Source organism: Comamonas sp. Tr-654, from assembly GCF_011752915.1.
In the GTDB taxonomy this organism is placed as follows: Bacteria; Pseudomonadota; Gammaproteobacteria; order Burkholderiales; family Burkholderiaceae_C; genus Comamonas.
In genome coordinates this window covers 37,062-59,445 of record NZ_VWWQ01000008.1, presented here as the reverse complement: position 1 = coordinate 59,445, position 22,384 = coordinate 37,062, and the positions used below count along the sequence as shown (strand labels likewise).

The following is a 22,384-nucleotide window of genomic DNA, read 5'->3' as shown; positions in this document are numbered from 1 at the left end:
AGGTTATCAACGCCTTAGCAAGGCATCCAGCGCTGCGTCGTCGATGCGGACATCGGCAGCAGGAGCGATCTTTTGCAGGTGCTCTCGAACCAGCTCCTGACGACGCCTCTCACGCAGGACAGGCACGAGTTGCAGTTTGGCTTCCTCCAAAGTGGCCGTGCGTTCTGGCTGGCTTTCCAACAGCTTGAGCACATGGAAGCCGCCGCCTGCCAGCACGGGATCGCTGACCTGCTGGGGCTTGAGGTTTGCCACAATGCCACGGAACTCGGGCAGCATCTGAGCCAAAAGCAGGCTGCCGACGTCCCCGCCCTGGGCAGCGCTGCGAGTGTCCTTGGAATATGCTTTGGCCAAAGCGGAAAAATCGCCCTGGCGAGCCTGTGAGGCAAGCCTGTTCGCCTCGGCGCGCACAGCGTCTACCGTCTCAGGTTTGGCAGCGGCAGCCACTGGCAAATAGATTTGTGCTATCCGATAGCTGGCTGCCAGACGTAACTGAGGCTTGCTGTGCTCATAGAGCGCCTTGACTTCCTCCTCGAAAGGAAAGCCTGCGGGAAGCTGCGCCACGGACTCAAGGTAGCTGCTGCCGACAATGCGAGCCGTTAGCTCCCTGGTTGCCGCATCAATGCTGGCTTTGACCTCTGGGCGTTCACTCCAGCGCTGTTGCTGAGCCTCACGAAGCACCGCTTCACTGCTCAGGCGCTGGCGCAGCCAGCTCTCCAGAATGGCACGATCACCTTGGATCCTGGCCTGTTCACTCTCGGGCATGCTCTGCAGCAACCGCTGCACCTCGGCGCCTGCAATACTGATGCTCCCCAACTTGGCCACAGGTGCGGCAGACATCTGGACAACAGACCTCTCCGCCACAGCACTATTGCCCATCAAAACAAACCAAGCCAAGACCAAAACGCTAGATATGCGGGGGTGAATCATCGACTTCATGAATATCCTTTGTGCTGCCGTAATCATGGTCCTGCGAGATAGGCCCAGAGCTATTGCGACTGTGGCGCATCGACCTCGTCAGGGCTGAACTTTCCCATGTAAAGCTTGTCGCCATACTGCTGGGCAATCTCGTCAAACCTGACACGGCTTTGCGTCGCAAAAGGCTGGCGAAACGAAAGCAAAGTGCTCATATCCAGGTTCTCATAAGCCTGCAACACCTCTTGGCCCAGCGCGTATAGTTGCTGGTTCTTGACCTCACAACGCTGCATTGCAGCTTGCTGCGCCGAAGCCGCTTCAGCCAGGCGCTGACGCTCAGCCAGCTCAGTGCGCGCCATCTTCAGCAAGCCGTCGTAGGCGCTGCGGAATTGCTGCACCTGAGCATTGGCTTTCTCCGTGGAATCCCTGGCCTGTTGCCGCATTGCATGGGTTTGTGCACCTTGGCGGGCACGCATGTCGCGCTCTTTCTCAAGTTGTTGGCGCGCTTGCTCCAGCTCGATTCGCAAAGCCTGAGCATCAGGCGCTGTGGCCGCCTTGCTGACTGTGCTGCCAGCACCAGACTTCAACACAGCCAGCTCATTTTGCGCTTGCTGCAACTGCGCCGTGACGGCGCGCAACTGCGTGCGCAGGCGTTCCTCCATGCTTTGCTCTTGTGCATAGGCCGCCGTATCCCATCCTATGTTTACCAGGCTTGCAAAGGCCGCAAGTAGCGTCAGCTGGCACGAACGCCCACGCAAGTTTTCAAACAGCTTCATAGGACTCCTTTCAGAAGCGTGCGTTGAATTCAAGTTGCAGCATGTCCACCTGGAATGGGGCGCCGTAGACTTCCTTGGTTGACATCCAACGACCGGTAAACCAGGTGTTCTTGTCGATCGCGTAGGAGCCGCCTATGTAGTAACCGCGAGCATTGGTGCCTCCCAGATGGAAGGAGGAGTCGTTGTAGCCATCAGGCATGGCATCTGGCTCGATGCGCTTGTAACCAGCCAGCACATTCCAGTCCCCACGGGCCGCAGGGCTGGGGCTGCCAAAAGTAGCCTGCAACATATAGGCATTGCCACCACTCTTGAAATCAGCTTGCGTGGGGGTCAAAGGCGCATTGGCGCCAAAATTGTTGATGATGCCGCCACGTGCGCGGCGAAACATTGCTTCCTTGTCATAAGCGAGATTGCGCACATAGTTGGCATCCAGGCGCAGGCCATACCCCCCCGCCACCTTGGTATCCCAGCGAAGGTTCAGGTCCAGCAGCTGGAATTTGGACGCCAAACCCAAGTATTGCGGCTGAGGCGTGTTGGCCTGATCGTAGGGGTTGAGCGCGATATCGCGCAGCAGCATCAAGGTGTTGCCCTTTTGCATAAAGGCCGGACGGCTCCAGTCCGTGCTGCAACCATCCGCTCCGGCATACAAGGCGCAGGGTGCAGAAACCCTGCCTGCGACGTTGCGGAAGTCGTAATAGCCCAGTGCACCACGCAGGCGATTGCTATCGTCGAGCTTCCAGCTGGCACCCGCTTGCGCACCCAGCAACCACTTGACTTCACTAGACGCCTTGTCCATTGAGCGAGAGGGATGATTGTCCGACGAATACTCCAGCGGAATGATGCCCAAGGTACCGAACACTTCCACATCACGGTTGCTAGCCAGGGCCTTCTGATACTGCACGGCAATGCCGTCCATATTCAGGTCGTTGGAGAACAACATGTCGGTGGACACAAATGGGTTGGCAAAGCGCCCGCCCATTAGCGTCAGACCATCCAGCGGCTTGTACGACAGCCAAGCCTGATCCAGCCAGACATTCTTTTTACCCAAGCCCCCCCCCAAGGTCTGCGTCGTCGAAACCGGGCTGGTATCGCTGCCGCTGGCCAGACGCACACCTGCGTGGGTCGATTCCGAAATATCCGCCAGCAAACCGATGCGCGTACGCACGCGCATCTGGTTATTGCGATTCTGGCGCGTGTTGAGCATGGGCGGCAGGCCGGAAGTAGTGTTTGTATTCACGTCGTAGCCAGCGCCATCATTGATGGCTGCATAGTTAACCATCTCATTACTGTTGCCGCCATTGAAGAGGCGCGACTCGCCGCGCACCCGCACATCGCCTTCAAAGCGGATACGCTTGCTCCACTCCGGCGTCTCATTGGGAGAAGCCCAGCCTTCGGACTTGGCTTGCGCCATGACCTCGCCCTTGATCTCGTTGCGAATTTCATCGCGTACGGTCTGCGAAATGTAGGGCACACGCACGTCACCAGGCACAGGACGCAGACCACTCGTCGTCGCAGCAGCGGCGGTTGCCTGACGTTGGGACTGCTGTGCGGTCATGGCCTCTGTTTGCGCCTGCGCTAGCAGCGCCTCGCCAACATCCTTGGCCAATGCACCGCTTTGAATCAGGCCTTTGATAAGCACCACCATGGTGCTTTCCGCGGCAGGAGCGTCCCATTTAGAAGTTTGCGCCTGAGCGGCAGCCAGAGGTACCAGGGCGATGACCGAGGCTGAAGCAACAGCCTGCGCAGTGCGGGCCAGCAGGGGAAGTCGCAAAGCTTTGCTTCCTGCAGCGGCGGAAGAAGAGGTTGGGTAAGTCATAGTGCTATCGAAATGGGGGAAGAGTCAAAGTGACTGACGCTACGGGGCATGCTCAGGGGCGGCGGCCGCTCATGGAAATGCGAATGGGAAAACGCGTAGACTGAGGCGGGCGCTCATCGAGAACGCCTAGTTCACCTACCATGGCCAGCACCAGCTCATCGGTTTGGCTGTTGCCACTGCCTTGGACCAGCTTGACCTGCGTGATGCGGCCATCTGCGGCCAGCCAGAGGTCGACACGCAGCTCGCCGAACACCAAGTTGCGGGTGCGTGCATCCCGAGTCATGGCCTGCTGCAGCCGGGATGCTATATAGCGCTGATAGGTCCCTGCCCCCAGTCCACCGCCACCAGCCCCCGTCATGCCTCCACCACGGCCAATGGCAATGCCGTCATTGCCAGCCTGGGCATCAGCATTCATAGTCATGGGGTCACCCAGATCCTGGGAGGGACTAGGCGGCGCGTCATCCATGGGCTTATCCATCGATTCCACCGGAGTCGGCTCGACCTCGGTAATTTGCGGTTCGACCTTCTCTGGCTCAGGCTCAGGTAGCTTTTCGGGTTCTGGCGGCGGTGGGGGTGCTGGAGGCAACACCAACGTCGGTGTAGCCGCCACCTCGCGCTTGGTGCTGGCCGTACCAGCCAGCAAATACCACAGCACGGCCAGCAAGCACAAAGTCACCACTGCGCCTATCACCCAGCCGCCCCAGTGGCGCCACCAGGTGGCTTCCATGGAGGCCGGCACGGTCTTGGAGTTGCGCATATTCAATTGAAGCTCCTCACGCCGCGGGCTTGCCGGTCACGAGGCCGATCTGGTTGAGATCAATGCGGCGCAGCAGATCCAGCACCTCGACCACCTTGGCGTATTGCACAGCGGAGTCGCCGCGCACAATCACCGGAAAGTCTGGTGCCAAGGCCTTCTCCGTGCGCAGGCGCTCCTCCAGCTCTTGCAGGGTCACCGGATACGCATCCAGAAAAACATGGCCGTCGTTGTCGATAGAAATGGCCTTGGTCTTGGGCTTTTCCAGCGCTACCGAAGAGCTGGCCTTGGGCAGATCTACCTTAATACCGGGGATACTGGCATTGCTGGTGAGAATGAAGATCACTAGCACCACCAGCAGCACATCCACGAAAGGCGTGATATTGATGCCACCGCTACGCTTTTTAACGCTGAATTTGGCTGCTGCGTTTGCCATGGCTTAGACGCTCCGTGGGCTGCGGCCTTCGCCTTGTTCTTCAGCAAGACGCGTGGCGAACTCATCCACAAACACAGCCATGTCTGCACCGATGGCTTCAGAACGTGATGCCAACCAGTTGTAGCCAAACAATGCCGGAATAGCGACCCCCAGGCCAGCTGCAGTACACAGCAACGCGGCGGCCATGCCGGGAGCTACAGAGTTGATGTCCACAGCGCCGGCCATGGCGGCCACTACGAACACCAGCATGATCCCAATCACGGTACCAAACAGCCCCACATAGGGCGCCCCCTCAATCGTCGTGGACAGCCAATTCATGCGCAGAGACATGGTCTTGAGCTCACGCACCATGACACTGTCCATAGAGGCGCGAATAGCATTGATTGTTGGAGCCGAGACAGCATTCATGTCATGGCCACGCGTCTGGCGCTGACCCAGCTCGTCGATAGCGGCAGCGTACAGTCGCCACAGCGATGAATCGCGGCGTACCGACTCAGGCACTTTGTTACTCTTGACCAGGCTGTCCAGCGGTGCACCTGCGCCTTCGCGGAAGAAAGCCAGAAAGCGGTCATTAGCACGCGACATGGCACCGAAGCTGCGTCCCTTGCCAATCATGATCATCCAGGAGATGGCCATCATCAGGCCCAGCACCGCCACTACCACCCATGCATCCAAAGGCATGGCAGCCAGGATGAAGCCGAAATGGCTCTTGCCTGCTTGTTGCTCATCGGGGCCCCAGACGGTCAGACGAGACTCGGCACCTTGCGACTGTGCATCGGCCAGCAGCAGGCTGTCTGGGCGCACCACCTTGGAAACACGCACTTCATCAATCACGCCGAGAAAGGGAGAAAAGCCTGAATCAGCAACGCTATCCACGCCCAGGGAGGCAGGGGTACTCAATGCAGGCAAGGCCACAGCAACGCTGGCTGCAGAGCGACCGCCCACCAGCAGGCTCACGGTCTGGCCGTCCGCCTTCACCGCCAGGTGCGACCACTGACCAGCTTGAATCGGCTGGCCTGGATTGCTGCGCTGACCGTTGACCTGCACAAACGGCACGCCTTGATCCACACCCATGACCAACTCTGCCGCGCCATCGCGACGTGTGTAGATCACTTGCTGCGGACCCAGACTTTCAGGACGTACCCAAGCGCTGAAGGTGAACGCACCGCCAACAGCCACGTTCATCGATGGCGATGCGGGCAGAGTCAGCGGCATGCCGGCCAACATCGCACCGCGTCCAATCAACGTGGCTTCTGCCGTCGTAGTCATTGTCTGGGCATGGTTGCCGTAGGCCGTGGTATCTCGTGCAGGCACACCATTTTCAGCAAAGTGGTAGACCAAGGTGTAGTCGGGGTCGAAACTGCGTTGGCCGTTACCGGAGGCTGGAGCCTTCTTATTGCCGTAGTACATCCAAACCTGTTGGGGAGCCCCCACAGCCAGTGAAGGCATGTCCACCCAAATCAGGGCGATGCCTAGCAAGGGATCGAACTGTTCGATTTGGTGATTGAGCACGGTCTTGTCGTCTGCAGCGATAAAGCGCAGATCGGCACCGGTTTCGCTGACGCCCTCGAAATTGAAATTACCGGTATGCAAACGCACCAGCACCGGCGTACGCCCAGCATCTGCACCCAAGGCCGCGCCCTGGGGTCCGGCATCAATGGTGACGGGCTTGCGATAAGCCCAATCTGCCTGCCACCAGCCAGCTTGCGCCAGACTTGGCAGTAGCGCACTCAGCGCCGCAAAGAGAAGAAAATAGATACGTCGCATGACAGGAGGTCTCCGAGGACTCTAGGAAATGAACTACAGGGAGTCAGTGCCGATCAATAGCTGGCATTGAGATTGAAAGTGAGGCGCGGCTCGTGCTTTTGTGTGCGCAGTCCGTCTTTGAGCGGATAGCCCAGATCAAAGCGGGCGCTCAGGTGTTGGCCCACGCGAAAGCTGGTTCCCACACCGACGGAAGCCAGCGAAAACCTGGATTGCTGCTCAGGTAGGGGAGTGCGCAGTCGCAGATGCGCGGCGTCAGCAAAGACATAGGCACGCCAACCTTCAAGTGCATTGCCCAACAGGCTCAGAGGCCGGCTGCGCCATTCAACAGAGCCCACAGCCCCCACGTCACCTGTGGTCTCAGCCGATAGATAGCCGCGTACCGAGTTGATGCCGCCCGCAGCTATCTGCTCTCCGGAAACCAGGGGCGAATCCGTTATCTGCGCGGCCAGGCGCCAGCCCCATTGAGACTCGTCGGCCATGGCGTAGCTGCCCATGAAATCCGCCTTGAACAGCTGGAAGCTCGAGGAAGCCTCGTAGCGCTTGTAGTGGAAGGCCTTCCAGTCACTTCCCCAGCCGAAGAGCGAACGGGTACCCGTCACCACGCTAAGGCCCAGACCATATTGCAGGCGCTCTCCCTGGTAGTAACCGTTGTAGGCCAGCGTGATGGGCGCATACTTGAGTGGCACCTCGTCGCTTGAGCCTCCGAAGCGCAAAGACTCCTTGTTGTTCTTGAAGTCCAAGCCTATGCTGAAGTTATGCCACCAGGAACCACTGTCAGGCACGGTGTAGCTGGCCTTAAGGCCAACGCCATAGCCTTTGCCTGTGACGCTGGTGCCGCCCACGGTGGAGACATTGCTGTCAGATTTGTAGGCTGAGCCTTCCAAACTCCATGGGCTGCCGCGCAGCGGTGCGCTATACATGGCAGACCAGACCATGGTCTGATTTGCATCCTGCGGCGAAGTGAAAACACTGATCGAGGCGCTATGCCCAAGCTGCCAAAGATTGTCATGCCCCAAAGAGGCCGACAGACGCAACTTCTCGGTATCCGCGCTACGGTCGTTGTTAACCCCCAGGTTGGCACGCCAAGGGTTGCTGTCCTCGACTTTGAGGTCCACATCCATGGTGCCAGGCAGACGACCTTGGCGCACCAGCGGCATAACCTGGCGCTTGCCAGTACGATTGAGCGCACTCATCTCCAGTTGCGCCTTATTGAAGTCTGGTACCACTCCTTCGCGCAAAGCTGGAACCTGGCTGCGAACTTCGGCTGGCGAGTTGTATTCAGCGCCCACAACACGCACACGCCCCACACGGGTTTCATTGACTTGCAGAAACACCATGCCTTGTGTGACCTGCTGCTCCGGCAGATCTACATAGACGGACTGATAGCCTTTGGCTTGATAGACCGCGAGCAAGGCATCGCGTGCCGCCTCAATATCTTTGAGAGTTTTGCCTGGCCCCAGAAATGGCGATACTGCACTCTCAATGCTGCGTGCATCCAGTACGGTATTCCCGCGCACGATGTACTCCAGCACATCCACGACTTGATGTTCCAGCTCAGGAGTTGCGACCTCTGCAGGCACAGACTGGGCCCAAGCGGCTACCGAGCACAAGATTATGGTCGCCAGACTGGCTGCACTCCGCAGCGCAAAGCTCTTTCTCGTTCTAATAGCATTCATTGGATGGACTCGAATTTCCAAAATCCGGTTTTCGGATATCCATGGCCCATGCCATCAGCAATCTCCGAAGCGCAGAAAACACGTTCTAGTAAGTAAACGTTCGAGGCCTGGAGAACCCGCTATTTGTCACGAAAACTTCATAAAAAATTTCTGTACAACCTCAGCCTACCCAGGCTGTTGCGCTGTCCGGTCATCAAAGCTTCTTGGAGCCTTCCGACAATGACGCAACCCTGCTCACAGGCGAGCGTGGCTTGAAGCTGCGCGGGCTCTGGCTGCTTTATGAACTTGCCCCTCAAAACCACCTTCTTCACGCATTGCTCGCCAGACAGCTTGAATGCACTTTTGCTGGCTGTCTCCGGGGTCATCGCACTGTCGATACCTGCTGTCACACAAGCCCAGGAAACATTGCACGAGGACGCCTCCTGCATCGAGGTCGCTGTCAACGGCCAGCGCATTGCGCCTTCTGCCGAATGCCTGAGCAGCAAGCTACGCCCGCCTGCCTCGCCGGCCTCTCGCAACCATCGCACTGAGCCGCTGGGTTCCAAGACCATCACCCAAAAGCCACCCAATCAACTGGGCCTGTTCAACCATGCGTCCACCAGCCACCGCATGGGCAATCAGCTGGGAGTTTCCGTATTTCCCCAGCGCCCAGAAAAAGGCCCCGCTCCACGCTAATAGGCGGACGAGACAGCTAACCCTGGCTGCCTCAGCTGCAGACCTCGACAGCGCCCTGCTGTCATCGCATAAAAAAGCCACCCAGGTCTTCAGACGCAAGGCGGCAAACAGCGAATCGGTCTTCAGCCGTGATCCCTACTGCCGCAACTGACGTCGCTGCTCGTCACTCAAGCGGGCGAGAACCTGGGCATCGACCTCTTTGCCAATGGCCACAAACTGCAAGGCACTTTGCGGGTCATATGCCACGCGGCCAGGCTTGGCAGCAGGAGTCAGCGGTGCTGGGGCTGGCTTGTCACCAGTCTCCATAGGCTCGGTTCCAAAGCCCAACACCCGGACAGTGAACACCGATGGCATGGCCTTGCGTGCGGCCTCGCGTTGGCGCTGCACTTCCTCTTGCGCCGCACTTGTGGCTTGAGAAGCTGCAGCGCTGGCATTGGTCATGGCAGCCACGTTGACCGCTGCCACCATCGGTATACCCGTGGCCTTACCCTGGACCTGAATGTTCTGAGCATTGACCACCTGCAAGGCCGCCAGATTGACATTGCCGGAGACTCGAATCCCTGCTTCACCAGCATCAATGGTTCCCAGTGGGGCAATCAAATCGATATCACCAGGAGCCACCTCGGGAATGGGATTGAGCGTGGCAATACCCGCGCCATTGCTAGGCGTGCTAGGCGACAGCGTAACATTGCCCAACCAGTCGTAGACACGGCGCTGCGGCGTTGCGACCACAGTGGTCTTGGCACCACGACCCGCGTTGATATCGCCTTCAGCCGACCAGCCCAGAATATTGCCGCCGAAGGTCGTGAAGATACGGCTCTGGCCCATCAGGATGTCACTCTGGGCGTAGATGTTGATATCGCCCTCTCCCAGAGTCATCACCCCGGATCCTGCACCCGGCACAAAGCCGCCATCAACGCCGACCAACGTGCGCCCGCCAGGCGTCATGATGTCAATGTCACCGCCAAGGTTGGTGTGAATGCCGGCATCCAGGATTTTGTAATGCGAGACGCCGTAGTATGGGCTTCCCAAGGCCACCCAGTCGTCATAGCTCACATAGTCAACGCCAGCCTTGGGTCGTCTGGTGCCCACCGGATTGTTCACAAAATTGCCCGTGAAATACACGGCGCTGCTGAACATAGTGAGGTCACCCGAATAGTCCAGCGCCTTGCCCTGGCTGTCTTGCTCTGGGAACAAGGTGGCAATCGCCTCCCGACCGCGCACATAGCTGCCCGAGCGTTTGCCGTCCACTTCGTTGTACTCACGGCCAGCGGCTCTGAGCTCGGCGTAGTAGGCTCCGCGCAAAAACGCTCTCTGCTGCTCAGCAGGCAGCGCATCAAAGAAGCTGCGAGCATCCATGCTGGCTGCGTCAAACACCCGCCCAGCACGACTGGCCTGAGCGCCGTAGCGCTGCGTGAGCCAATTGACCAGATGCAACTGGCTTTGCGCCTGATATTCACGTGCCAGTGAACGGTTACTCGCCGTAGCCCCCACCGCCAAAGCTTGCTGGCGCGGTTGATCCAGAAGCGCCTGCTGCTGTGCCATAAAGGCCGGGGCCTCAGCGTCGCCGCCGCTGTAGCCGAACTCCTGCGCCAACCACTGAGCCAGGGTCAATGCGCCGCCGTAGACCGCAAAAGCTTTTCCGGGCTGCTCGGAAAACGGCAAGTCGGGATTCACGAGATTTGCAGAATCAAGATAGCGCTCTGCAAAATCACCCCAGTGTGCACCGACTCCGAGGCCAGCCGCCACAGCAATACTGGCCCCACTTGCTCGGTCTTGTGAGGCTCCCTCAACAATCGAGCCCAGACTCTTGATCTCGCCCTTGTCTGCCAGATAGACATCGCGTCCCGCACTGACTTCCAGAACACCGGGGCCGGCCACATAGAAGCTGCTGTAGCGAATATCGCGACCAGCTTCGATGACCGAGATGTCGTCGTCAAACGCATGGGCAATCAGATTGCCTCGCGTGTTGGACTGTGTTGTCTTGGCTCCAGAGACCGTGTCCTGCTGGCCCAGCAAAGTGCCCGAGCGCACGATGTCTCGACCGGCATGCACGGTGACCGGCATCGAGGCTTCATACCGCACGGTTGTACCGTCTTTGACCGACACCACTTCCTGACCCATACGCAAGCCCACAATGTCGCCATTGACCGCGTAGTAGCGCGCAGGATCCTGACCCTGCACAGCATAGGCAGCCGTCGCGGTATCGCCGAAGGTGAATAGCGAAGCCCCCTGCTTGCGACCGCCCGCCCCACCTATCCAGCTGTTGCGGTCCACCAGAACATCGGCAACGTTGTACACATACTTGGGCTCAAACCCCCATTGACCGCCACCCGTATCAGCGATGCGTCCCACAAAGCCAGGGCGGAATACGCTGGCCATGCCCAGTGGATCGGCAGTTGACGCCGTGATGGGAAAGCCGCTGGCAAACAAGGAATCACTTGCCAATAACTGCAACTGCCCCTTGCCGGTGACATTGACGAACTGGCTGTCAATGGGGGAAGGCGCCAGCGTCACGCCAAAGGCAACCCGCACCGGTGTATTGCCAAAAGAGTTTCTCTGATCGGTAGAACCAGCCCCGTAATAGATGCTGCCATTGGCCGCAGCCGCCCGCAAAATGGACGGGTAGTAGTAGCCATCACGATTGGACGAGGTGTTGTGCCCATCCCGATTCCAGAACGTATCTTCCTGGCCATCGGCATCCGCCAGCACTGCTGTGGGCGTGAGGTTACCACCTGCGCTGAGCAGATCAATCGCCGTGGCGGGTGTCCATAACGAGAACCAGCTCCAGCCATCACGGGCGTAGGTTTTACCGCCATAGCTGAATGGCGTAGCACTCAGCAGTTGCGTACGACCTGCATCTGCCACGCCGCCCAGCACCAGGTCCCCTCTGGTCTCGATACGCGCTGCCGCATCACCAAGCACCAGCACCGGGCCACCCAGCGAATAAACGCTGTCTGCAGCGAACGGATCACCAACACGGATATCCAGTGGATCGCGCAAGCCATAGCGCATTTGTATGCCGCCAACGGCAGCGGCATCGATGTGCATGGCACCGCGCAGGTTGACGAAGGTGGAGTTCAAATCCAGCTCCTTACTCATCAACTGCGGATTGGGGTTGAGTGAACCACCCAGGCGCAGATCCAGGTCACCGCCGCCGGTCTGCACCAGTTGACCATCTGCCGTGACTCGGCCCGTACTGGCCACCGCCAGATGCAAGCCTTGGCTGCGCGGCGCCAGTGTTCGCTCGGATTGGGCCGGCACGGCCGTGTTCAAGGGAGCACCACCGCGCGCATCAATCATGCCGGCATTGCCGCCAGCCTGAACCGTCAGATTGCCACCGCCCAAGGTACCTACGCCGGTGAAGCCCACCAAGAAAGGATAGTTGGGGAGCAACCACTGCTGGTACTCGTCGCGATCACCGTCCGCACCACCCGCCACATAGGTACCAAAGTTGATCCACCAGGCAGTTGGCACGCTCTCTTCGGCGGTTGTGAGGCTACCCGTCCCCTGACGCCACAGCCAAGAGCCAACTTCCACCGTCGCAATCTGCTGACGAGTGTTGGAAAGCGCGTAAGTTGTCTCAAGTATCTTGCGATTGCGACCAACCAGGTCTCCCTTGATATCGCCGCCAGCACGCAGCAGCACATTGCCACCCCGCTCCGGATACCAGGCCTGGTACAAGCTGTCCGAGCCACCATTGATGAACTTCTCGTATGCCGCCCCCTCGGCATGCAACAAGCTATTGTTGGTCTGCAAACCGCGTGGCAGGTTGTAGGCCGCGCCTAGCGAAGCCGATTGCGTGCCGGCGGTGTACACGCCAAAAGGCGAGCTCATCTCAAAGTTACCTGCAGCCAGCAAATCCAGATCGCCGGTCCCTGTGCGCAACACGCTAAATAGTTGTTGGTGCGCGGGGATGTCCTTGTTCGCCATCTCCGCCGGCGTGCCACTGAAGCTAGCGACCTCGCCAAATCCCCAATCGTTGAGGCTGTTGATATTTTGTTCCCACATCGCGCCCTTTTCGAGCATCTCAGTGACTTGCTCCGCAGTGATCTTGTCACCAGGAGATGCCGAAAAGCTCAGCCCCATCCCCCAAAGATCCATGATCATGAAGAAGTCCGAAGAGCCAGCCCCCCAGCTGTACTCGACGTTTCCTGTACCCGGCACTTGACGTAACTCGGAGCCCAGGCCGAAGTGAGCATCTGCCAGCCTCAAGCTGCCATGTCCATCCACACGGGTCAGCCGCGAGTCTGCCGCGCTCAGATCAGCGCCTGCGACCAAGCGCAGGTCCGAAGACTGCGAGCCCGCAGCCAGCATGGGCGCCAGCGCCCACACGCTGCCCTGGCTGTTGTTCGCATCAGCGTCATTGGTGCGCAAGCTCACCAGCAAGGCACCGCCGGGCAGCACCACATCCGTCAGAGACGGCACCACAGCCCCTTTGAGCAGGGCCAGCTGTTTGGACAACGTCATATCGGCAGGCAACTGTGCGCCAGCAGGCCAGACAGTCTCTCCCAGTTGCAATGCCGAGTTGGCCCTAAAGCCAGCCCCCAGCTTCTGCCCTGCAGTCAGCGTCAACGCCTGTTCCAGCACCGTACCCGCTTTATGCAGCACTGTGATGCCGTCTGCCGCCCAAATATCGCCACTCAGGATAGTACCGCCCGCCAAGGTCAGGTTCTGTGCCAACGGCATCACCGCTGGCAACACTGCTCCAGCAGGCAGACTCAACCCTGCTACTGGCAGGTCATAGTTGAGCGTGCGCCCGGTCTTGAAGACCGTTCCCACATCCAGCGTCGCCATCCCCGAATGCGGGATGATCAAATCGCCACCAAACGGCATACGCCCCGCAGGTAAAACCCAGCCGCGATCATCGGGCGAGGCACCCAACCTGGAGCCATCAAAACCGTCGCTGATACTGCCAAACACCGCCAGATCGCCGCCAGCGCGCAGTACCAGGGCACCTGCCTCTCCAGAACCATATGAGCTGGACGTCTTTTGAATGTGTGGGTTCACGCTCTCATAGCGATAGCCGGATAGATCAATATCGCCATCGATATGCAGATCGCCAGACGCCAGCACTTCGACACCTGGACGCAGGTGGAATTGGTCGTTGTAGGCCCTTAGCCCCGCAAGCTTGCCTTGCATCAACGCCGTATTGGCCAGGGCATTGCTCATAAACGTCGAGCTTTCCTGATGACGCTTACCCAGCCACTCCTGGTCGATGTATTGATAGGCCTTGTGATCCACTGTGGCTTCCGTGCCCTGAGGGGCATCGGTGTACGACTGGAAGGCGTTGACAATAATCGAGCGTGCGCCATCAATCTGCACGGTACCGCTAGCCTGGATATCCACGTCATTGCCCATTGCGCCTCCCAAGCGCGGAGCATTAAGCACAACCGTTCCATAGTTAGCAAGCGCCCCCGCCACGGCTAGGTTCATGCGTGCACCAGAGTCGAGCACCAGACGCCCTTCGCCCGAGTCGATTTCAATCACAGCGCGGTTAGGTGCATCGATCACCTGGCCATAACTATCTCTGCGCAGCACGCTGGCACTGGCGTCCAGCACGGCAGCACCGCCAATCACCACACCACGATTGGCGGCCAAGCGGATGGAGCCCGCCTGCTCACCGCTGGCATCGACATGGCCATTGACCGTGAGGCTGCCGTTATCGACCGAGACATTGATCTCGCGCGCCTTGAGTTCATCGCCAATAACCAGATCGCCCTGACCCAGCTGGAAGCTGCGTCCCCCAACCATGCCGCCAGCATTCAGGCGGTTGTTGAAGTCGCTGAAATCCGCAATCGTCATTGCCCGGATATCGGCATAGCCCGCAGCGAACGGCACTTTTGTACCCCCTGCATCGTAGTGCCCCGCTGCTTGACCGCTGATGCTGCCAGCGAGATTCGCCACACCTTGCAGGGCATGGACTGTCAACCGGCCAGCCCGGTTGTTGAGCGCATCCAGCGCCATATTCGAAGCAGCAGCCTGCTGCACATTGCCGTGCATGCTTTGCAGCAACACATCGCCACCCCAGCTAAACTGGCTGACATCAAAAAAGTCAATTTTGCGGCCCGCCAAATCCAGTTGCGCGCCATCGCCCAACACCACATCATCCTGAGCCTTCAGGCTCAGCTTTCCGCTAGGCAGCAGCACAGCAGTATCCAGCGTGAGTGAGCCACCGGCTTGCAGCGTCAGCGTGGCGCCCAGTGCTTCGCGCAAGGTCGCGTTATCAGCGGCAGCGACCACACCTGCGCCAGCCAGTGCGGTAATGTTGCCGCCAGCCTTGATGGTGTTGTCCGAACCTGCCTGCCCCGTCAGCTGCGGGGTGTTGATGCGAAGATCACCTCCGCTGTACTGCCAGGCTTTAGCAGCATCATCCCAGCCGCCACGCGTCGCATAGACGGACAGCGCCCCCTTGCGATTGGCTGTTATGCGCTCGCTGGCATTGAAATCCACGCTGTTAAAGCCGAGCATCAGACGATCTTGGCTGTTCAAACCATCGGCTTGGCTCTTTGGGCCAAAGCCGAATTCGATCTGCCGTGCATCCGTCACAAAGCGCCCCGCTCCTGTGCCCGCACCGCCCGTCACGATCTCGCCCGCTGGCGTGCGCGCGCCACTCCAGACCAAGGTATCGGTTTCAATACGCGCCACATCTGAGGCACTGCCGTAGCCATAGATGGCGGGCGTGCCCAGCACCAGTCGCTGCAGCGAAGACTTGCCACTGACGGGATCGAGCGTGCTTAGATTGATGGAGCCGTAGAAATTGACGGAGTCACGGGCCGTCAGCACCAAATTCTCCAATGCCGGTGCGCCGATGCTGGAATCACCACGCATCAGGCGATCCAAGATAGCCTGGTTGAGCGTCAGGCCCGCAGTCAGCAGGCCGGCATTTTCCGCCTGCTCCAGTGCTACGCCACTGCCCACATTGATCTTGCCCATAGCCAGCACCAGATTGCGCGCAGCATAGCTGACCGATTCGTCAAGCTGGAAGGACTTGTTCGTTGCCGCCGTGATTGTGCCTTCGGCATACAAACGTGTTTCACCACTGCAACTGTCCGCGCTGATGCCCCCGCAAACACCGATGTGCAAATAGCCTGCGCCACGCGATCCCCAGTCTGAATCGGCGGCCGATGGCAGCACATCCAGCCAGCCATTGCTCAGCGCCAGCACTCCAGTCTGTCCAGGCTGGAGAACAAAGCCTTGGCTGGAATCCCAAGGTGCTCGGCCCTTGCCCAGGGTGTCAATTCCGGCACCCTGTTCTACCGTGAGTCCGCTTTGGTTACTGCTGACGCCCAACAAAACCTGGCCGGCAGACAGCACAGCCCCCTTGCGCAAAATGATTTCGTCAGTGGTGCCCCCGCCCAGATTGACTTGCCAGGCGTTTTGCGTGGAGCTGTCGCTGACGGCCGCAAAAAGTGAAGAAGGATCCACCCCCAAGTTGATACCCGCAGCGCCCAGACCATTGAGCTCGCTAGCACGCACCGACAAGCCATCAAACCCTGCCGTGGCAGACGCCCCATCTGCCAGCACTTCGATCCTGGATGATTTGAGCACCACGCTGCCGCCGCGCCCATCGGCGGCAGGGGTGAAATCTGCAACACCCTGCGCAATACTCAGTTGTTTTTGTGCCTCCAGCGTGAGCTGGCGCGCATCGCGCTCAAGCTGTGGGCGCGGCACATTGTCACGCACCGCCCAGTCCAGACCAAATTGTGCGTAGCTGGTTTCGTTGTACTGCGAATAGCTGCGCAGAGTCTGCCCAGGCGTCAACACTGCCTGTGTGGTCAAGGTGTCGACAATCTCGGTGTTCGCCACTCCCAGGCGGGCTGCCGTGGTGTAGGAGCCGTTGCGCATGGCAATCGTGCTGCCAAAGCGTGCCTGCCCCACAGCCAGTCCATTGAGTTCCACCCGGAATGCACCCGGCAGCAGCGCATAGGTCGACGGCAGCAGTGTATAGGTGCCAGCCGCCAGGCCTGGAACTCCATCCCCGATGAAGATCTGACGCCCCACAGCGGGAGCGCCCGCCCCTTGCTCGCCACCAGCAGGAGCGGTACTCGCTTGCAAGCCAGGAACAATCGCATAGACGGGGTTGGTCGACAGCTGGGGCAGCACAAAGCTGCCGTCACTACGCGTCTGTACTAGCGGATGCAAGCGTGCATCTGTCGAGCCTCCACGGCCTTGCAAGAACCCCGCACCCTGCAAATCTCCGCCACCGCGCAAATCCAAGCGTGCGCCCGACTGCACATCGACTGCAGTGGCAGCGAGCAGCACATTTCCCATCGCGCCGCCCAACCCATAGTACAGCGCATCCGTGCCGTTGATCATGTAACTAAGGTTATCTATCGTGCCGCCATACGGCATGACCAAACCATGCGCGCTGACCGATGTCAGACTGCCTGGCAACAAAGTCACCCTGGATTCAAAGGTGTTGCTGCCGTTGCCCACACCAACGCCAATCTGGCCAAGCGGCGCCCGCAACACGCCACCTTGCTCGATATTGGCCGACAGCAAATTGAGCGCCCCAAAGGCCGAATAAGGCATGGGGGGATCGAGATCAGTTGTGCGCTCAATGCGCAAGCTGCGCGCCGGATCAGGCTCGACAACCGTGCTGCCCCACTGCGTGACCACCTCGCGGCGGCCAGCAATGATGTCTGCCCTAGCAAGGGTCACGGGATAAATCTGGCTGGCTGCCAGCACCATATCGCCAACGGTTGCTAGCGAGGTAGGCTGTTGCTCATTGACGCTTGACGCCAACATGCGGATATCCCCCTGGCTGCGCAACTCCACCGTCTCGAAGCCCGATTGTGTGAGCTTTTGCTCGCCGCTCTCCTGGCGCATAAAGCCCCAGGTACCAAAGGTCAGGGTATCGCGCACATCCAGCAACGAAGATTCAACCAGCAAGCGCGAGCCATCCACCACATCGGTCAAGGTCACAGCGGCTTGCATGGAGCTTCCAGGCACCGGCATGACAAAGTTGTCCCGACCTTGGCGCGTAGCACCTGCCAGACGCACATAAGGCGCGTCAAGCTTTACTTGTGCACCGCTCGTTGCACCATCGGGTAAGCTAATGCTGCGTGCCGTCAAGCGAAGGCTTTGGCTCAAGGCAAGATCCAGCCCCGGCTCCAGCGTAATCACACCGTTGGCCAACAGATCCAGCTGGCCAAATCCTCCCGCCTTAATACGATCCACGCCAATGCGCGAGTGGCCGTAGGTCAGGCCAGAGTTGGTCCGGGCAGGCCGTAGATCGGCGGCCAATAGCTCAGGCTGCTGGGTCTGCTGCACAAACAGATTACGGGCTTGGCGCACAGTGTCGGTGGGGCCGTCGGCATTGGCATAGTTCGGGGTTTCCAGAACCAGAGACAGACGACCGCCTGCGGCAGACTCGCCACCCGCTGCGGCGCGCATCTCGCCCTCCAAGTACAGGCCGTTAAAGCTGCTCAGGTGAATCAGGCCGCCATTGGAGGCCAGCTCCACTTCGCCTTGCATCGGGATATCGAGCACAGCCGAACTGCCCGAGGCGTTAAGCTTCGCTCCCGGTCGCACAACAATAAAGTTGTCAATGGCTTCGGCCACGCCCGCATCACCGGGATGTACGCCGCCGATCTGAATGCTGCCGCCTTCAAGCACCTTGCCATAACGCTTGCCTTGCGCATTGAGGGCCGAGGCTGCTATGCCCGAGACATCAAGTACAGCCTTCTCTCCAATCCAAACGGAGCGCTGATGCCCCTTGGAATCGGCCACTTCGCGCTCGCTCTTATAGCCCTGGGGGAGCACATCAATACGACCGCCAGCAGCCTGCAGGGTGCCTTCTATCGCAATTTGGCCATTGGCTGCAAGCTTGAGGGTCTGGCCCGCATCGACCGTGATACGGCTGCCTTCTCCTATGGACAGCGAGGCCATTGCCCCCGGCGCGATGCCAGCCATCAGCGCCAGGCTGGCGCCGCCGCGCCGCTTGAGTTGGCTTGCAACCGCATCTTCGATAAACAGCGGATCGAGTACAGGTGTGAGTGCTGCTGCCAATTCCCCGCCTGTGGCGATGCCTCGTGCAAGCTGCGTATCCAGGCGTAGCACCGGCTGCGTGACATCAATCACCGCGCCAGGTGCGACTACCAGGCCGCGCCCTCCGACAAGCTCATGGCGTGCGAAACCGCTATGGAAGAGTTCTGTGTCGAAAGACGTGACCGAGACCGATACGGCCACGGGCTGCTGCAGCATCAGTCCGGCGCGCAGCACCGTACCAGCAGCATAGGTCACGGCCTCAGAAGCCACTGCCCCCGCGAGCAGCATGCCGGTGGAGGGAACGACCGGAAAGCCATTCGCAAAGGCCGCGGGCACCACATAGTCTTTAGGAAAAGCCGTCCCCGTAAGTGCGCGAATTACGGTTCCCGCAGACAGTACCGGCAATGGAGTGCTCGCCCGGATCTGAAGCGTTCCGGCTGACGTGGTGATCGCGTAGAAGCTCGATGTCGGCCTGGGCGGAGTCCAATCCTCCGTCAATGTGACCCAACTGGCGGGATTGCTGCTCTGAATCTGCGGCGCACTGCCCATCAGCTCGCCGGGCATGGCGCGTGTACGGGTGAAGCTCACATCCATCGGCAGCACACCGCCGGCTTCAATGGTCAATGCATCCTGCAGCACGAGGTCGATTGGCGAGGTCTGACCCGCCTGCAGTGTGCCGTCGCCGCCGGGCACCTGCCCGCCGATGGCCACCGCATCTCCGGTCTGCAGATGCAATGTGCCTCCGCCCAACACCCCATGACCACGCAGCTCGCCACGTAGCACCAGCCGCTCGCCGCTGTCCACGGCCCCTAACAGGCCGCTAGCCACCAGGGTGATATCGCCCCCACGTCCGCCCTGCGTGCTGCCGTTGGCCCGCAGAGCGGCACCGGAGGAGACGTCGAGCAGCGCACCCTGATCCACCGTCACCCGGCCGCTGCTGCGCGCCGCAATGCGACCTCCATGGAGGAAGGGCAGGCCCGAAATATCGCCAGAGTCCAACTGCAAGTTGCTCCACAGTCCGCTTGCGTCCAAGGTCACGCCTTCGCCAATGACGATCTCACCATTCTTGATTGCGTTGATACTGCTGACCGTCCATCCTGCAGCCTGTCCACCCCAGGTATTGACCAGATCGCCCAAAGCAATCTGGCCACTGCGGGCAGTGAGGTTGGCCTGTACATCAACGCTGCTGGCATGCAGCGCGATCTGCCCCCCAGCAGCAACCTGCAAGGCCTGCTGCACGGTAACGGCATCCTTGGCATAGACCTGCAGACCACCCAAATTCTGTGCGTTGACCCATGTCGCATCCAGGCTCATGCCTGTGTCATTTTCCTGCCCTAAAGTGATCTCAGAAGCCACGGCCTGGGGCGAGTAAAGCAGCCCCTTCAGGCTGCTGTCATAGACCGGCAGCAAAGCACCTATGACCAACTGACCACGCTGCGCCACTGCGGTTTGCGCCTGCTGGTAGCCATCCAGGCCAGCATCGCGGCCACGCGTTTGCTGCGGACCCTGATAGACGCTGGTATCCAGATCACCGTTAAGCACAGCAGACTGCGTCGCCACAATCAAACGCCCTGCATCACGACCCACGGTGTAACCATTTTCCAGACGCGTTGCTGGAGCAACAAAGGGGTTGTAGTAGCTTTTCTTGGCCGCATCTCCCCAGCGTCCGCTTTCGGTTTCAAAGCCTTTGTACAAGCCGCTGTACTGCAGATCACCAGGCGCTGAGGACACGCTATACAACTGACCATCCATACCTTTGAGGAAGGTTTGATGAACATAACCTGTCTGCACATCCAGCGTTCCCCCCGCCAGGTTGATCAGGCTACCCGCCTGGGTCTTGAGCTCAGCGCCGGTGAATTGCACAATGCCGCCTTGAGCGGACCACTCGCCGACGCTGTGACCCGAAATTCCCAGATAGCCACCAACTTCGAGCAGACCGCCAGCGGTATACCAACGATCTGTCTCGTAGCCGTTGGTGCCCGCAGAGACCTTGACCAGATAGCGGCGATCAATCCAGATATCGCTATTGCGCAGCATGTCGCTATCGCGGTTCACCGGGGCGTCACGCTGCTCATTGCCCTGAACATTGATGAGAACGTTATTGGACTCCATCGCCACTTGCACGCCGACCGCACCGGAGACATCAAGCAGCGCGCGCTTGGCCAGCTCGGCCTTGGCTGCATTCACCAACACCTGGCCGCCAGTCGCCAGCGTCAGCGAATCGCTGACAAAGTCCACGGCACCCGCCGCGCTCTCGATCTGGATCAGCGATTGATCGCGCCGGTGAGCTACACCTTCGCCTACCTTTGCCGACTCTGCGATCAACGCGTCGCGCTGTGTGTCTAGTGCGGTGGCAGCCTTCTCATCCAGCACCACTGCGGTAACGCTGTCTTTGTCCAGCAACACCCGCGCTTGGGCATCGGTGGCGGCCGTGGTCAAGTGCACCGTGCCCCGGGTATGCACCGAGGTGGTGGCCACAGCCACGCCCTGCTGGCGCACATCGCGGCCCGTCATCGTGATGTCACCGGTGCTGGCCAGCAACAAGCCGCTGTTACTCACGGTTCCTGCCTGCGAGTTCGGGCTCAACAAAGGGGTGACGACACTACCTCGCGTCGTGGAGTTCTGATTTGCGTCCGAGCCCATGCCTTTCTTGATGACAAAAGCATCTCCGGTAGCCAGTACCGTCTGCCCTGCGGCCGTGTTGATGATGCCTTGGTTATGTGTATCGCGTCCCATCAGAATGACGTAACCACCACCTTCGGTCACCGAGCTGGACTTGCGCGTCGTGATCTGTGCGCCTTGTTGCACAACCACATCGCCGCTGGCTGCAGTGTGGCTGAAGCTGCTCGCCGTTGTCGTTAGATCGTTGGCGAAGGTGGGAATGCTCTGATTGCCTTGTGCTTCGCTATAGATACCCTTGGCAAACTGCCCATCATTCAACCCCACCGCAGCAGCCACCAGGTTACGCGTGTCAACTTGGCTCGATCCCGAGAAAACAATGCCATTGCGGTTGACTATCATGACCGTGCCGTCGGCCTTGATCTGCCCCTGGATCTGACTTGGCCTCGCTTGTGGGTCGTTGACGCGGTTGAGGACTGCCCAGTCTTTTTGCTGCTGAAACTCCACCGTGGTGTTCTTGCCCACGTTAAAAGTTTCCCAGTTCAGAATGGCCTTGTCCGCTGTCTGTTCGACAGCGACATGGGTTTTTCCATCCGCCACAGATTGCTTGGGCGCATTGGCATGCGTCCAGCCGGCAGTTAGGCTGTTACTGTCGATCTTCAGACCGCCCTCACCGAGACCGTCTGGTACGTTGCTGACCGCAGCTTGAGCCGCTGCACGAGCAGCCGCCTGCGCAGCCTGCTGCGCCGCGATACCGCGTGCTGCCATATTGAGATTAGTGATGGAGCGAGCCAGTTGCTCCTGTGACTTTTGCTGCTGCGCCCCCGGGTTGGTGGCCGACATCGCAGGCATTCCATTAGGCATCAAACCGGTTTGCGCGGCCGTGCTTTGGGCTACGCCCTTGGCTGCAAACCAGGCCCCGCTAAATGCGGTTTGCGCGCTGGCCGATGCCATGCTGCC

General features: G+C 59.6%; 9 protein-coding genes. 1 reads left to right on the top strand and 8 read right to left on the bottom strand.

The window, feature by feature from the left end; translation table 11 throughout:
• Window positions 1-6 precede the first annotated feature (6 nt).
• The 7 genes from F3J24_RS21625 to F3J24_RS21595 all read right to left on the bottom strand — a co-directional run bounded on the left by F3J24_RS21625 (window position 7) and on the right by F3J24_RS21595 (window position 8,041).
• On the bottom strand, window positions 7-963 hold the full coding sequence (locus F3J24_RS21625; protein ID WP_240154429.1) for a peptidylprolyl isomerase: 957 nt from the start codon (window positions 961-963) through the stop codon (window positions 7-9).
• A 23-nt stretch (window positions 964-986) separates the two neighbouring features.
• Window positions 987-1,721, bottom strand: coding sequence for a hypothetical protein (locus F3J24_RS21620; protein ID WP_167010571.1), 735 nt, complete (start codon window positions 1,719-1,721; stop codon window positions 987-989).
• The gene (locus F3J24_RS21615; protein ID WP_240154428.1) at window positions 1,699-3,459 is read right to left on the bottom strand and encodes a putative porin; all 1,761 of its coding nucleotides are present in this window, start codon (window positions 3,457-3,459) and stop codon (window positions 1,699-1,701) included. The genes F3J24_RS21620 and F3J24_RS21615 overlap by 23 nt, the downstream gene beginning before the upstream one ends.
• Window positions 3,460-3,556: 97 nt before the next feature.
• Window positions 3,557-4,261: an energy transducer TonB gene (locus tag F3J24_RS21610; protein WP_240154439.1), complete on the bottom strand. Its 705-nt coding sequence runs from the start codon at window positions 4,259-4,261 to the stop codon at window positions 3,557-3,559.
• A gap of 16 nt (window positions 4,262-4,277) precedes the next feature.
• Window positions 4,278-4,694 carry a biopolymer transporter ExbD gene (locus F3J24_RS21605; RefSeq protein WP_167010567.1) on the bottom strand — a complete coding sequence of 139 codons (417 nt, stop codon included), beginning with the start codon at window positions 4,692-4,694 and terminating at the stop codon, window positions 4,278-4,280.
• A gap of 3 nt (window positions 4,695-4,697) precedes the next feature.
• Complete coding sequence (locus F3J24_RS21600) at window positions 4,698-6,461, bottom strand: DUF2341 domain-containing protein (RefSeq protein WP_167010565.1); 1,764 nt, start codon at window positions 6,459-6,461, stop codon at window positions 4,698-4,700.
• 53 nt (window positions 6,462-6,514) lie between these two features.
• Window positions 6,515-8,041 (bottom strand): ShlB/FhaC/HecB family hemolysin secretion/activation protein, encoded by a 1,527-nt coding sequence (locus tag F3J24_RS21595; protein WP_370527761.1) that lies wholly within the window; start codon window positions 8,039-8,041, stop codon window positions 6,515-6,517.
• 375 nt (window positions 8,042-8,416) lie between these two features.
• On the opposite strand from F3J24_RS21595, the gene F3J24_RS21590 reads away from it, so the two are divergent.
• Window positions 8,417-8,812: a hypothetical protein gene (locus F3J24_RS21590; protein ID WP_167010561.1), complete on the top strand. Its 396-nt coding sequence runs from the start codon at window positions 8,417-8,419 to the stop codon at window positions 8,810-8,812.
• Between the two features lie 135 nt (window positions 8,813-8,947).
• Here the strand turns inward: F3J24_RS21590 and F3J24_RS21585 are convergent, their stop codons facing one another.
• Window positions 8,948-22,267 (bottom strand): filamentous hemagglutinin family protein, encoded by a 13,320-nt coding sequence (locus F3J24_RS21585; RefSeq protein WP_167010559.1) that lies wholly within the window; start codon window positions 22,265-22,267, stop codon window positions 8,948-8,950.
• Window positions 22,268-22,384: the final 117 nt, after the last annotated feature.